The 12,500-nt window shown below is 70.6% G+C and carries 12 protein-coding genes; 5 read left to right on the top strand and 7 right to left on the bottom strand.

Annotated features, from left to right (window positions below; all coding sequences use genetic code 11):
• Window positions 1-15: 15 nt before the first annotated feature.
• The 4 genes from ABKA17_RS33480 (at window position 16) to ABKA17_RS33465 (ending at window position 4,888) form a co-directional block, all read left to right on the top strand.
• Window positions 16-2,043, top strand: coding sequence for a TerD family protein (locus ABKA17_RS33480; RefSeq protein ID WP_353696075.1), 2,028 nt, complete (start codon window positions 16-18; stop codon window positions 2,041-2,043).
• A 243-nt stretch (window positions 2,044-2,286) separates the two neighbouring features.
• The gene (locus ABKA17_RS33475) at window positions 2,287-3,288 is read left to right on the top strand and encodes a TerC/Alx family metal homeostasis membrane protein (RefSeq protein WP_353696074.1); all 1,002 of its coding nucleotides are present in this window, start codon (window positions 2,287-2,289) and stop codon (window positions 3,286-3,288) included.
• 128 nt (window positions 3,289-3,416) lie between these two features.
• On the top strand, window positions 3,417-3,719 hold the full coding sequence (locus tag ABKA17_RS33470) for a hypothetical protein (RefSeq protein WP_353696073.1): 303 nt from the start codon (window positions 3,417-3,419) through the stop codon (window positions 3,717-3,719).
• Window positions 3,720-3,787: 68 nt separating this feature from the next.
• The gene (locus tag ABKA17_RS33465) at window positions 3,788-4,888 is read left to right on the top strand and encodes a calcium:cation antiporter (RefSeq protein WP_353696072.1); all 1,101 of its coding nucleotides are present in this window, start codon (window positions 3,788-3,790) and stop codon (window positions 4,886-4,888) included.
• Here the strand turns inward: ABKA17_RS33465 and ABKA17_RS33460 are convergent.
• Complete coding sequence (locus ABKA17_RS33460) at window positions 4,878-6,185, bottom strand: MFS transporter (RefSeq protein WP_353696071.1); 1,308 nt, start codon at window positions 6,183-6,185, stop codon at window positions 4,878-4,880. The two genes, ABKA17_RS33465 and ABKA17_RS33460, sit on opposite strands and share 11 nt — an antisense overlap.
• A 63-nt stretch (window positions 6,186-6,248) precedes the next feature.
• Window positions 6,249-7,295 (bottom strand): S66 family peptidase, encoded by a 1,047-nt coding sequence (locus ABKA17_RS33455; RefSeq protein WP_353696070.1) that lies wholly within the window; start codon window positions 7,293-7,295, stop codon window positions 6,249-6,251.
• 104 nt (window positions 7,296-7,399) lie between these two features.
• Here ABKA17_RS33455 and aroQ point away from each other — a divergent pair, with 104 nt between their 5' ends.
• Window positions 7,400-7,873: a type II 3-dehydroquinate dehydratase gene (gene aroQ, locus ABKA17_RS33450; protein ID WP_353696069.1), complete on the top strand. Its 474-nt coding sequence runs from the start codon at window positions 7,400-7,402 to the stop codon at window positions 7,871-7,873.
• A gap of 56 nt (window positions 7,874-7,929) precedes the next feature.
• On the opposite strand, the gene ABKA17_RS33445 is transcribed toward aroQ, so the two are convergent.
• The 5 genes from ABKA17_RS33445 to ABKA17_RS33425 form a co-directional block, all read right to left on the bottom strand.
• The gene (locus ABKA17_RS33445) at window positions 7,930-8,682 is read right to left on the bottom strand and encodes an amino acid ABC transporter ATP-binding protein (protein WP_353696068.1); all 753 of its coding nucleotides are present in this window, start codon (window positions 8,680-8,682) and stop codon (window positions 7,930-7,932) included.
• Window positions 8,679-9,575, bottom strand: a complete 897-nt coding sequence (locus tag ABKA17_RS33440; protein WP_353696067.1) for an amino acid ABC transporter permease — start codon at window positions 9,573-9,575, stop codon at window positions 8,679-8,681. The genes ABKA17_RS33445 and ABKA17_RS33440 overlap by 4 nt, the downstream gene beginning before the upstream one ends.
• Entirely contained in the window at window positions 9,572-10,459 is an 888-nt protein-coding gene (locus ABKA17_RS33435; RefSeq protein WP_353696066.1) for an ABC transporter substrate-binding protein, read from the bottom strand. The genes ABKA17_RS33440 and ABKA17_RS33435 overlap by 4 nt, the downstream gene beginning before the upstream one ends.
• Before the next feature lie 410 nt (window positions 10,460-10,869).
• Window positions 10,870-11,526 (bottom strand): MBL fold metallo-hydrolase, encoded by a 657-nt coding sequence (locus ABKA17_RS33430; protein WP_353696065.1) that lies wholly within the window; start codon window positions 11,524-11,526, stop codon window positions 10,870-10,872.
• Between the two features lie 77 nt (window positions 11,527-11,603).
• The gene (locus ABKA17_RS33425; RefSeq protein WP_353696064.1) at window positions 11,604-12,290 is read right to left on the bottom strand and encodes a maleylpyruvate isomerase family mycothiol-dependent enzyme; all 687 of its coding nucleotides are present in this window, start codon (window positions 12,288-12,290) and stop codon (window positions 11,604-11,606) included.
• Window positions 12,291-12,500: the final 210 nt, after the last annotated feature.

The following is a 12,500-nucleotide window of genomic DNA, read 5'->3' as shown; positions in this document are numbered from 1 at the left end:
CAGGGGGACGAAGGCATGACGGCCGAGCTGGTGCGGGGGCAGAACCACCCGCTCTCCCAGGCCCGTCTCGAGATCCGGGTCTCGGCCGGCAAGCCGATCGTGGCCGGGGCCACGCTCAGCGACGAGCAGGGCAAGGTCCACGGCGTGGAGTGGGTGGCCCATCCGGGCGCACCCACCCTGCCCGGTCTCGAGGTCTCCCGGCAGGCCGCCGCCGATCACCGCCTCGCGGTGGATCTGGGCGCCATGCCGGAGGCCGTGCACCGGATCAGCGTGCTGCTCGCGCTGCCCACCGGGGTGGCGGGCCCGGCCCGCTTCGGCGGTCTCGCCGCCCCCTTCGTCGCGGTCACCGGCCTCGACGGCACGGAGGTCGCCAGCTACACCATCACCGGCCTGGAGGCGGAGTCGGCCGTCGTCGCCCTGGAGCTCTACCGCCGCCAGGACGCCTGGAAGGTGCGCGCGGTCGGCCAGGGGTACGCCGACGGCCTCGCCGACCTTCTCGCCGACCAGGGCCTGCCGGAGGCCCACACCCTCGCCGGCAGCATCAACGAGGCCGTGGCGCAGGGGTTGGCCCGCTCCGTACCGGCGCCGACGCGCACCGCCGACGGCGACCGCTCCCGGCAGACGGCCGCCCCGGCGCTCGGCTCCGACCAGGCGGGTACGGCCCCGCAGAGCCCCGTACCACCACAGCCGCCGATCTCTCCCTACGGTGGGCAGACATCCGGCCGGTCCACCACTCCGCACGGCGCGCAGGGCACCCCGCAGGGCTCCACGGACCCCGCCGCGGCCACCCAGCCGTCCGCACCCACGACGCCCACCGCGGGCGGCCCGGTCGACTACAGCCACCCGCGCCGACAGACCACCGCACCGCCGCCGCCCCCGCCGACCGCGCCCCCGGCGCAGCCCGGACAGCCCCAGCAGCCCGTCGCGGGGGACGCGACCGGCTGGTCCATGGACGAGCGGCTCTACAACCAGGTGTGGGGCATGTTCGAGGACCTGGCCCGCAGCACGGCCGCGTACCGCAGTGCCGTCGACTTCGCCGACTCGCGCATGGAGAAGGAACTCGACCAGGCCTTGTCCGACCCGCGCAGCCGGATCGGCGGCCAGGGCGACGCCGCGCGCGAGGCGGCCCGCGCCAAGCACGCCCAGCTCGTCGAGCAGGCCCAGGCGGTCCTCGACCGGGACCTCGCCCAGCTCGCCGCCGAGGCCGACGTCGTGGAACCCGCGCTACCGGCGGCGTACGCCCGCTGGGACAACCCCGTCTGGCACAACTACCGGGTGCCGATGGAGATCCCCATGGCCCTGCGCCTGGGCGACCTCCATCTGCCCGAGGCCCCGGCTGTCAGCATCCCGATGCTGGTCAGGCTGCCGCTGGAGCGCGGGCTGTGGATCGACAGCGGGCGGGCCGGCACGATCGACGGCTCGTTCACCGACTCCCATGAAGTCAAGCGTCTGGCCATGGACACCGCGGTGGCGATCGCGGCCCGGCTGCTCGCCGTCTACCCGGCGGGTGAGTTCGCCGTGCACGTCATCGACCCGGCGGGCTCGGGAGGTCAGGCGCTGGTGCCGCTGGTACAGCCCGGCGTGCTCGCGGGTCCGCCCGCCGTCGGCGCGGCGGGTGTGACGGACGTCCTCGCCCGGCTCACCCAGCGCGTCGATCTGGTGCAGATGGCGGTGCGCGGCGGTGCGTCCGACGCGCTCCCGCCCGGCTTCGACACCGCCGAGCAGCTGCTGATCGTCAACGACTTCCCGCACGGCTTCGACGACCGTGCCGTGACCCAGCTGCGCTACCTCGCCGACGAGGGCCCGGCGGTCGGCGTCCATCTGCTGATGGTCGCGGACCGCGAGGAGGCCTCGGCGTACGGCCCGTTGCTCGACCCGCTGTGGCGTTCGCTGCTGCGACTGACGCCGGTGCCCGACGACCACCTCGCCGACCCGTGGGTGGGGCACGCCTGGACGTACGAGCCCTCGCTCGTGCCGTCGGGCAGCCAGGTCCTCCAGCGGGTCCTCCAACTGGTGGCGGTGGCCCGTACCAAGCATACGTAAAGTCGCCCGACCAGGCACTTTGACCTTTCTTTTGCCAATCACTTTACCGTTCCTTGGTGATTGGGGTACGGTTGTCTTCACGGAGGGGAGTACTCCCTGTCGATGCGGCGTTCCCGTCAATACGGATCAGGCCATTCGGATCAGGCCTGAATCCCGGGGCGTCGGCCCACCCTGGGTGGAAGAGACCTCCGGCAGCGCGACGACGCTGGTTATTTGCCGTTACGTATTGCCGGAGGCGCAGTAATGGATGTTTCCGTGACCCTGTGGGTCCTGACGATCGTGGGCCTCGCCGCCCTGATCGCGGTCGACTTCTTCATCGGCCGCAAGCCGCACGACGTGTCCATCAAGGAAGCCGGAATCTGGACGATCGTCTGGATCGCCCTGGCCGGCCTCTTCGGGCTCGGCCTGCTCATCTTCGGCGGTGGCCAGGCCGGCGGAGAGTTCTTCGCGGGCTTCATCACCGAGAAGTCCCTGAGCGTCGACAACCTCTTCGTCTTCGTCCTGATCATGGCGAAGTTCGCGGTCCCCTCGCAGTACCAGCAGCGGGTCCTGCTCGTCGGTGTCCTCATAGCCCTGGTGCTGAGGGCCATCTTCATCGCCGCGGGTGCCGCGATCCTCGCCAGCTTCGCGTGGGTGTTCTACATCTTCGGCGCCTTCCTCATCTGGACCGCCTGGAAGCTCATCCAGGAGGCCCGAGCCGACGAGGAGGACGAGGAGTTCGAGGAGAACAAGCTCCTCAAGGCCGCCGAGCGCCGCTTCGGTGTCGCCGACCGGTACCACGGCACCAAGCTGTGGATCGAGGAGAACGGCAAGCGGATCATGACCCCGATGCTGGTCGTCATGCTCGCGATCGGCACCACCGACGTGCTCTTCGCCCTCGACTCCATCCCCGCGATCTTCGGCCTCACGCAGGACCCGTACATCGTCTTCACGGCCAACGCGTTCGCGCTGATGGGTCTGCGTCAGCTGTACTTCCTCATCGGCGGTCTGCTGCGGAAGCTGGTCCACCTCAGCTACGGCCTGTCGATCATCCTCGGCTTCATCGGCGTCAAGCTGGTGCTGCACGCCCTGCACGAGTCCGGCGTCCACGTCCCGGAGATCTCGATCCCGGTCTCCCTCGGCGTGATCTGCGGGGTCCTGATCGTCACCACGATCACCAGCCTCCGCGCTTCCAAGAAGCAGGCGGCGGCCGAGGCGGCGCAGGCGCAGAGCGATGGCGCTCCGAAGGACAGCATCGACGTCTGACCACGTCGGTCGTAGAAACAACCAGCACCGGGAGCGACTCGTGGCGAATTGCCGCGCACCGCTCCCGGTGCTTGCTTGGTTCTGTGCGCGTTCCCTGCCGGGGGACGCCGTGACCGGCGGAGGCAGTCATGAAGTTCGTGCAGATCATCGACTTCGAAACCGAGCGGCTCGACGAGATGGAGCAGCTGCTCGAAGACGCCAGGCAGCGCGGCGCGGGCCAGGAGGGTGGCCCCAGCCACCGCATCCTCCTCAAGGACCGTGACACTCCCGGGCGCTACCTCGCGGTGATCGAGTTCGAGTCGTACGAGGAGGCCATGCGCAACAACGAGCGTCCCGAGACCGCCAAGATGGCCGAGCAACTGGGTGCGCTGTGTACCCGGCCGCCCCGCTTCACCAACTGCGACCTGGTGGACTCGCGCGAGCTCAAGTAGCCCGTGCCCGTGGCGGGGTCCGAAACGGCCGGCGTGCGGGCCCCCGCCACCTTTGCGACGATCACCGCATGGTCACTCGGCTCAGGGCGCTCACCACCCAGTGGACGATCCTCGTGCCGGTGCTCGCGGTCGTGCTCCTGGCGTTCACCTGGGGGCGTGACCTGCCGGGCGCGATCGTCGCCCTGGTGACCGTGGTCCTCGCGGGCGCCGTCCTGGCCGCCGTGCACCACGCCGAGGTGGTCGCCCACCGGGTCGGCGAACCCTTCGGCTCGCTCGTCCTCGCCGTCGCCGTCACCATCATCGAGGTCGCCCTCATCGTCACCCTGATGGCCGACGGCGGCGACAAGGGTTCGACCCTCGCCCGGGACACCGTTTTCGCGGCCGTGATGATCACCTGCAACGGCATCGTCGGCATCTGCCTCCTGGTCGCCTCCCTGCGCCACGGCATCGCCGTCTTCAACCCCGAGGGCACCGGCGCCGCCCTCGCGACGGTCGCCACCCTCGCCACGCTCAGCCTGGTGCTGCCGACCTTCACGACCAGCAAGCCGGGCCCCGAGTTCTCCGGTGTGCAGCTGACCTTCGCCGCGTTCTCCTCGCTGGTCCTGTACGGCCTGTTCGTGGCGACCCAGACCGTGCGGCACCGCGACTACTTCCTCCCCATCACCCGCCAGGGCGAGGTCATCACCGTCGACGACCACGCCGACGCGCCGACCGCCCGCACCGCACAGATCAGCCTCGGGCTGCTGGGCCTGGCCCTGATCGGCGTCGTCGGTCTGGCCAAGGGTGTGTCGCCCACCATCGAGTCCGGGGTGGAGGCCGCCGGGCTGCCGCACGCCGTCGTCGGTGTGATCATCGCCCTGCTGGTGCTGCTCCCCGAGACCATCGCCGCGCTGCGCTCCGCCCGCCGCGACCGGGTGCAGACCAGCCTCAACCTCGCGCTCGGCTCGGCGATGGCCAGCATCGGCCTGACCATTCCCGCGGTCGCCCTGGCCTCCATCTGGCTCGACGGCCCGCTCGTCCTCGGACTGGGCTCCGCCCACATGGTGCTGCTCGCCCTGACAGTGGTCGTCAGTTCCCTGACCGTGGTGCCGGGCCGGGCGACCCCGCTCCAGGGCGGCGTACACCTGGTGCTGTTCGCGGCCTATCTGGAGCTGGCGATCAATCCATGACCGGCTCCGGCGCGGCGACCGCCGGCACCGGACGGGTCTCCGGCAGCAGCGCGAAACACCCCAGGCTCAGCAGCGCGATCCCCGTCAGATACGCCCCCACACCCCACGGCACCCGGCCGCCCTGCTCGGCGAGCGCCGTCGCCACGATCGGAGTGAGCGCGCCGCCCAGGACCCCGCCGAGGTTGTAGCCGACCGCGGCGCCCGTGCAGCGCACCCGCGGCTCGTAGAGCTCCGGCAGATACGCGGCGATCACCGCGAACATCGTGATGAACGCGAGCATCGCGCCCAGGAACCCCACGAACATCAGCAGCGGCTCGCCGGTCGAGAGCAGCGCGACCATCGGGAACATCCACAGGGCCGCCGCCGCACACCCGGTCAGACACAACGGCCGCCGCCCGTACCGGTCGCCGAGCAGCGCCATCACCGGGGTGAGCGAGCCCTTCACCAGGACCGCGGCCATGATGCAGGCCAGCATGACCGTACGGCCCACCCCCAGCCGTTCCGTCGCATAGGCGAGCGACCAGGTCGTGACGGCGTAGAAGAGCGCATAGCCGACCGCGAGCGCCCCCGCGGTCAGCAGGACGAGCCGCCAGTGGTGGCGGACCACTTCGACGAGCGGCACGCGCGCGTGGTCGTCGATCTCGAGGAAGCTCGGGCTCTCGGTGAGCGAGGAGCGCAGCCACAGCCCCGCCACGGCCAGCGCGCCTGCCGCCCAGAAGGGCACCCGCCAACCCCAGGCGGCGAACTGGGCCTCGGTCAGCGCCGCGGAGAGGACGAGCATCACGCCGTTGGCGAGCAGGAAGCCCACCGCGGGCCCGATCTGCGGGAAGCTCGACCAGAGGGCCCGCCGCTCGGGCGGCGCGTGCTCCGCCGTCAGCAGTACGGCTCCGCCCCACTCCCCGCCGAGGCCGAGCCCCTGAAGGAAGCGCAGCACGAGCAGCAGCAGGGGAGCGGCCACCCCGATCGAGTCGTACGTCGGTACGCAGCCGACCGCGACCGTGGCGCCGCCGGTCAGCAACAGCGAGGCCACGAGGACCGGCCGCCGCCCGTGCCGGTCCCCGATGTGCCCGAACAGCACCGAACCCAGCGGCCGGGCGACGAACCCCACCCCGAACGTGCCGAACGCGGCCAGCGTCCCCGCGAGCGGCGAGAACGTCGGGAAGAACAGCGGGCCCAGCACCAGCGCCGCCGCGGTCCCGTAGACGAAGAAGTCGTAGAACTCGATGGCGGTCCCGGCGAGGGAGGCGGCCGCGAGCCGTGGCATGGAGGGCGCCCTTACGGTGCGTGCATCGTGCATGCCGCGTCAACTACCCACGGTGACCACGGGTTACGGGGCGCGCGTGGAGGCGTGCCCTCCGGGTCAGTAGGTGACCGTGAGGCGCCGGGCAGGGCCGTCGACGCGGACGAGACCGCCGTAGGGGATGACCAGTTGCGGGTCGGTGTGCCCGAAGTCGACGTCGAAGACGATCGTGGCGTCGGGGGCGTACGCCCGCATCGCACGCAGCACCGCCTCCTGCTGCTCGGAAGCGTAACGGGCGGCCTCCTGCGGGCTGTTGGGCCGCTCGAAGGACCAGGTCTTGGCGCGGGCCATCAGGAGCGCGGAGAAGCGCTGGAGCAGGCCGCGCTCGCCCATGTTGCGCAGGGTGCGGAAGACCTCCGTGGCGCTGGGCAGTTCCTCCGAGGTCTCCAGAAGCAGCACCCCGCCGTCGTACTCGCTCGGGTCGCGTGCGATCTCGCGGTCGGCCATCAGGAGCCAGCCGAGGATCTCCAGGTTGCCGCCCCAAGTGCGGCCCTCGATCACTCGGCCGGGGTTCACCCAGGTCCAGCCGCTGCCGGGCTTGGTACCGGGCTCCGATGCGAAGGTCGCCGGGTCGGCCCAGTCGCGGTCGACGTCGTTCCAGCGGTCGGCGGGCCTCAGTTCGTACTCGCCGGAGGTGAACAGGGCGGCCCGTAGGGAGTCGGCGGTCAGCGGGTTCATGGCGCCCGGGCGGCCCAGCTCGCACATCACCGTCGAGCCGTGGAACCCGACGATCCCGGTGTTGCGCAGATACATCAGCAGGTTGGTGTTGTCGCTCGTCCCGAAGAACGGCTTCGGGTTCGCCCGGATCAACTCCCGGTCCAGATACGGCAGCACGGTGATCTGGTCGTCGCCGCCGATCGACGCGAAGACCGCCTTGACGGAGGGATCGGAGAAAGCCGCGTGGATGTCGTCGGCGCGCTCCCGCGGGCTCGTGCCCATCTTGCGCGTGGTCGGGTACTCGACGGGGACGAGGCCGTAGTCCTCACGCAGTCGCTCCAGGCCCAGTTCGAAGGGGCGCGGGAACAGCTCGGGCAGCCCGGCACCGGCCGAGATGACGGCCACGCGGTCACCGGGGGAGGGCTTGGGTGGGTACGAGATCGTCGCCATCCGAGGAGCGTACGGGCCTCCGTCCGCTCCGTGCACCGTGATAGACCGGGGTCTGAGCAGCGGTCTTCAACGGATCGCCCACCCGCTACCGGACCGGAGGAACCGTGCCCCGCACCCTGGCCCACGCCCCGATCATGATTCTCAACGGCCCCAACCTGAACCTGCTCGGACAGCGCCAGCCGGAGATCTACGGTTCCGACACCCTCGCCGACGTCGAGGCCCTGTGCGCCAAGACCGCGGCCGCGCACGGCGGCACGGTCGACTTCCGGCAGTCCAACCACGAGGGAGAGCTGGTCGACTGGATCCACGAGGCGCGCCTGAACCACTGCGGGATCGTCATCAACCCCGGCGCCTACTCGCACACGTCGGTCGCGATTCTGGACGCACTCAACACCTGCGACGGACTGCCGGTCCTCGAGGTCCACATCTCCAACATCCACCAGCGCGAGTCCTTCCGGCACCACTCCTACGTCTCCCTGCGCGCCGACGGCGTCATCGCGGGCTGTGGCGTGCAGGGATACGCGTTCGGAGTGGAGCGGGTGGCGGCGCTGGCGGGGACGGGACAGGCCGAGGCGTAAAGGGCGGTAAGTCCCGCCCTCCCGGTGGGCGCCTGTTACAGGGCGCCCTGCCTCGCCTACAGGCGCCCCGCCTCCACGATCCGCCGCAGGAAGCGCTGCGTGCGCTCCTGCCGCGGGTCACCGAAGATCTGCTCGGCCGTCCCGCGCTCCAGCACCACGCCTCCGTCCAGAAAACAAACCTGGTCGGCGACATCGCGGGCGAAGCCCATCTCGTGGGTGGCCAGCACCATGGTCATGCCCTCGCCCTTGAGATCGCGGACGACGTTGAGCACCTCACCCACGAGCTCCGGGTCGAGGGCGGCGGTGATCTCGTCGAGCAGCAGCAGCCGAGGGCGTACGGCGAGTGCGCGCACGATCGCGACCCGCTGCTGCTGACCGCCGCTCAGCCGGTCCGGGTACTCCGCGGCCTTCCCGCCGAGCCCGAGCCGTTCCAGCAGCTCCTTGCCGCGCTCCTCGGCCTCCGCGCGGGACACACCGTGCACCCGCCGCGGGGCGAGCGTGATGTTCTCCAGGACCGTCATGTGCGGGAACAGGTTGTACGCCTGGAAGACCACGCCGATACGGCGCCGTACCGTGTCCTGGTCCACCCGCGGGTCGGTGATCTCCTCGCCGTCCAGCCAGATCGCCCCGTCGTCGATCTCCTCCAGGAGGTTCGCGCAACGCAGCAGCGTGGACTTGCCGGAACCGGAGGCGCCGATCAGCGCGGTCACGGTGTGCGGGGCGACCTCCAGATCGACGTCCCGCAGCACGACCGTCTCGCCGAACGTCTTGCGGACGGACTCCATCCGCAGCACGGGTGCGTCGCTCATGTGGTCCCTCCCTGGGCCCGCCGGCGGTCCATCCGGGCCGTCACCCAGTCCGTGAACCGGGTCATCGGGATGGTCAGCGCGACGAAGACCAGGCCCGCGACGATGTACGGCGTGTAGTTGAGGCTGCGGCCCACGATGATGTCGGCGGCCCGTACGGCGTCCACCGCACCGCCGATCGACACGAGCCCGGTGTCCTTCTGCAGCGACACCATGTCGTTGAGCAGGGGCGGCACCTGACGGCGTACGGCCTGTGGCAGTACCACGTGCCGCAGCGCCTGCCGGTTGGTCAGGCCCAGCGAGCGGGCCGCGGCGCGCTGCGAGGGGTGGATGGACTCGATGCCGGCACGGAACACCTCGGCGACATAGGCCGAGTACGTCAGCGTCAGCGCGGTGCCGCCCAGCAGCACCGGGTCGACGGTCACGCCCTGGAGTCGCAGGGCCGGGACGCCGAGGACGACGATCATGAGGTTGATGATGAGCGGGAGGCCCCGGAAGAAGTCCGTGTAGGCGGCGGCCAGCACCCGCAACGGGAAGAACACCGGACCGCGCAGGGTGCGGGCGATGGCGATGAGCATGCCGAGGACGAGCACGGCCACGCCGCAGATCAGCAGCAGCCGGAGGTTGAGCCACAGCCCTTCGAGGACCTTGGGGAACGCCTCGCGCGCGTACTCCCCGTTGAAGAAAGTCTCCTTGGTGCGCGACCAGCCCGGCGCGTTCACCACAACCAGATAGAGGACGACGGTCGTGACGAGCGTCGAGAGCGCGGCGATCGCCGTGGCGCGGCGGGACCGGGCGCGCTTGTGGCGCTCCCGCTCGAGCCGCCGCTCGGAGGGCGTGTACGAGTCCTCCGAGTCCGGCGTCCCCGCGCCGGACTCGTCCTTCGTGAGCGTCACTTGAGCACCGGGGCGTCGACGGCGTCGGACAGCCACTGCTGCTCGATCTTGGCCAGGGTGCCGTTCTTCCGCAGGGTGTCGACGGCGTCGGTCACGCAGGAGGTGAGCGCGCTGCCCTTGTCGAGGACGAGGCCGAACTGCTCCGGCGTACCGCCCTGGTTCTCGAACTGGCCGACGATCTCGGCGTCCGTCACCTCGGCCGCGGTGATGTAGAACGCGGTCGGCAGGTCGACGACGATGGCGTCCACCTGGCCGTTCTTCAGGGCCGACTTGGCCTGGTCGTTCTTGGCGTAGGCGGCCGCCTTCCGACTCGGCTTCACCACGTCCTCGATGTAGTCGAGGCTGGTGGTGCCGACCTGGGCGCCCAGCTTGAGCCCCTTGAGGTCCGCGATGCTCGTCGCCTTCGCCCCCTTGGTGCCCTTGAGCGCGATGACGGCCTGGCGCACGTCGTAGTAGCCGGACGAGAAGTCCACGGCCTTCTTGCGCTCGGCGCTGATGGACACCTGGTTGATGTCGAAGTCGAACGTCTTCTCCCCGGGCGCGAACGCCTTGTTGAACGGAACGCTCTGCCAGACGACGGCACTCTTGTCGTAACCGAGCTGGTCCGCCACGGCGTACGCGACCGCCGACTCGAACCCCTTGCCGTTGGCGGGCTTGTCGTCCTTGAACCACGGCTCGTAGGCCGGCTCGTCGGTGGCGATCGTCAGCTTGCCGGAGGTCTCGGTGGCCAGCTTGCCCTTCGCGCACGTCGTGCCGGTCGACGACCCCGAAGGCTTGGCGGCCGAGTCCTCCTCCGGCTGCGGGGCGCAGCCGACGGCGGTGGCGAGCAGGGCTATGGTCGCGGCGGCGACGGCGCGGCGCAGTGTGCGGGGGGCGAGGTGCATGGCGGGAGATTGACAGCAGGTCGCCCTGTTTGTCGAGGTCACGACGGGATTTGTCCGCATACTGGGAACAGGTGTTGCGTTCTTGTGAACGCCCCCTGTGCGCGTTGCCGGGGCCGCCGGTCGAGGGCGGGGATCGGAAGACCGGCGGCCCGTGCCGCGCAGGAGCCGTCATCCTGTGCGGGGCTGCCACCAGTTGACCGCGCAACCATGTGCGCGGGGAGCGTGCGCAGGACATCGAGATGTGCGAACGGTTCACACGGGGCGCGTGCGAAGGCCTGCACGCCGGGGGCGTGAAGAAGCAGCGCGTGAAGGCGTGTTGCGCGCGGGGCGCGTGAGCATCAAGCGGGGCGCGTGCCCGTCGAAGCGCGCCGGGCGGGAGCCTGGAGGCCTTGCGCGCCCCCCCCGGCCGATCACCACCCGCGCGCGTGCCACTCCGGCAGCTGAGGGCGCTCCGCGCCGAGCGTCGTGTCGTTGCCGTGGCCGGGGTAGACCCATGTCTCGTCCGGCAGGACCTCGAAGATCTTCGTCTCCACGTCGTGGATCAGGCTCGCGAACGCCTCGGGATCCTTGCGGGTGTTGCCCACTCCGCCGGGGAACAGACAGTCGCCGGTGAACACATGGGGGTGGCCGTGCGGGTCGTCGTAGACGAGGGCGATCGAGCCCGGCGTGTGCCCGACCAGATGACGCGCGGTCAGCTCCACGCGCCCCACCCGGATCGTGTCGCCGTCGTCGACGAGGACATCGGTCGGCACGGGGATGCCGTCGGCGTCCTCCCGGCCCGCGTACGTACGGGCGCCGGTGGCCTCGACGACCCGGGCGAGGGCCTGCCAGTGGTCGCCGTGCTGGTGCGTGGTGACGACAGACGCGATGCCGTCGTCACCGATCGTGCCGAGCAGCGCGTCCGCGTCGTTCGCCGCGTCGATCAGCAGCTGCTCGTCGGTGGCCCGGCAGCGGAGCAGATAGGCGTTGTTGTTCATCGGGCCGACCGCGATCTTGGTGATCATCAGGTCCTTGAGCTCGTGCACGTCCGCCGGGCCGCCGACCGTCACCTGTCCGCTGTACGTCATGGCGGCAGCCTATAGCGGGGAGGGCGCGAGGGGGCTGCCGAGGTGCCCCGGCGGCCCCCTCGTGAATAAGCCCGTCCTCAGAGCGGCGGAAGCTCCGGCAGCCTGCCGCCCTCCACCCTCAGTGCCGACCCGTCCCGGCGCCCGGCGAGCCAGCCGAGCAGGTCGGCGGGGGAGCCGGTCACCGTGACCACGAGTGCCTCCGCCACCCGGCCCGTGGTCCACGCGTGCGTGTCGTCCGTCAGACGGGTCGGCGGTACGTCGGAGTGCCCCGTGAACCGCTCGGCGAGGAAGTCGATCTCCCGCAGCGCGAAGTCCGGGGGTACGTCCTCCAGCTCGTACCCGATCCCGAGGTCCACGTGGTGCAGCTCCACCTCCACCCAGCGCCGGAACGGCACGCGGGACGCCGAGTCGGTGACCCCGTTGCGCAGCTGCACGACGCGCGACCAGTCAGCCGGGACGGCGCCCGCCTCCTGGAAACGGGCGGCGCTGTCCCGGACATCCGTGAGCTGGACGTCCAGGGGGCGCGGAGCGTCGCGCTCGATGTCGGCGTCCCGGGCGTCGCCGGTGACGTACATGGGGCGGCCCTCCAAGACGTTCACGAGGGCGTCCGCGTTTCGGGCGAGGTGAGCCAGGACATGGCCGCGGGTCCACCCGGGGAGCCGTGACGGCTCGGCCACCGACGCGTTGTCCAGTTTGGCCGCTGCGGTGAGCAGCCGTTCCGTCGCGTCACGTACAGACGCCAGGTCATGCGCGTGATCAATCATGCTGCTGACACTAGCCCCGCCACACCTTTGGGTGAAGGTGGTGAAGCAGTGCCGCAAATCGAATGCACGTGCTATATGGTCGACAGCGGCGTCGGGCATGCTGGAAGGCCGGGGATTGTTATGCATCCGGGAATCCGACCGGCGTTGTCAGTGGCTCCCCCTAGTCTGAAAAAGCACGGGGGCCCCGCCCCTGTCACTTCTTCTCAAGAA

This window comes from Streptomyces sp. RG80 (assembly GCF_040446465.1).
GTDB lineage: Bacteria > Actinomycetota > Actinomycetes > Streptomycetales > Streptomycetaceae > Streptomyces.
This window is presented reverse-complemented; position numbering and strand designations above follow the sequence as displayed.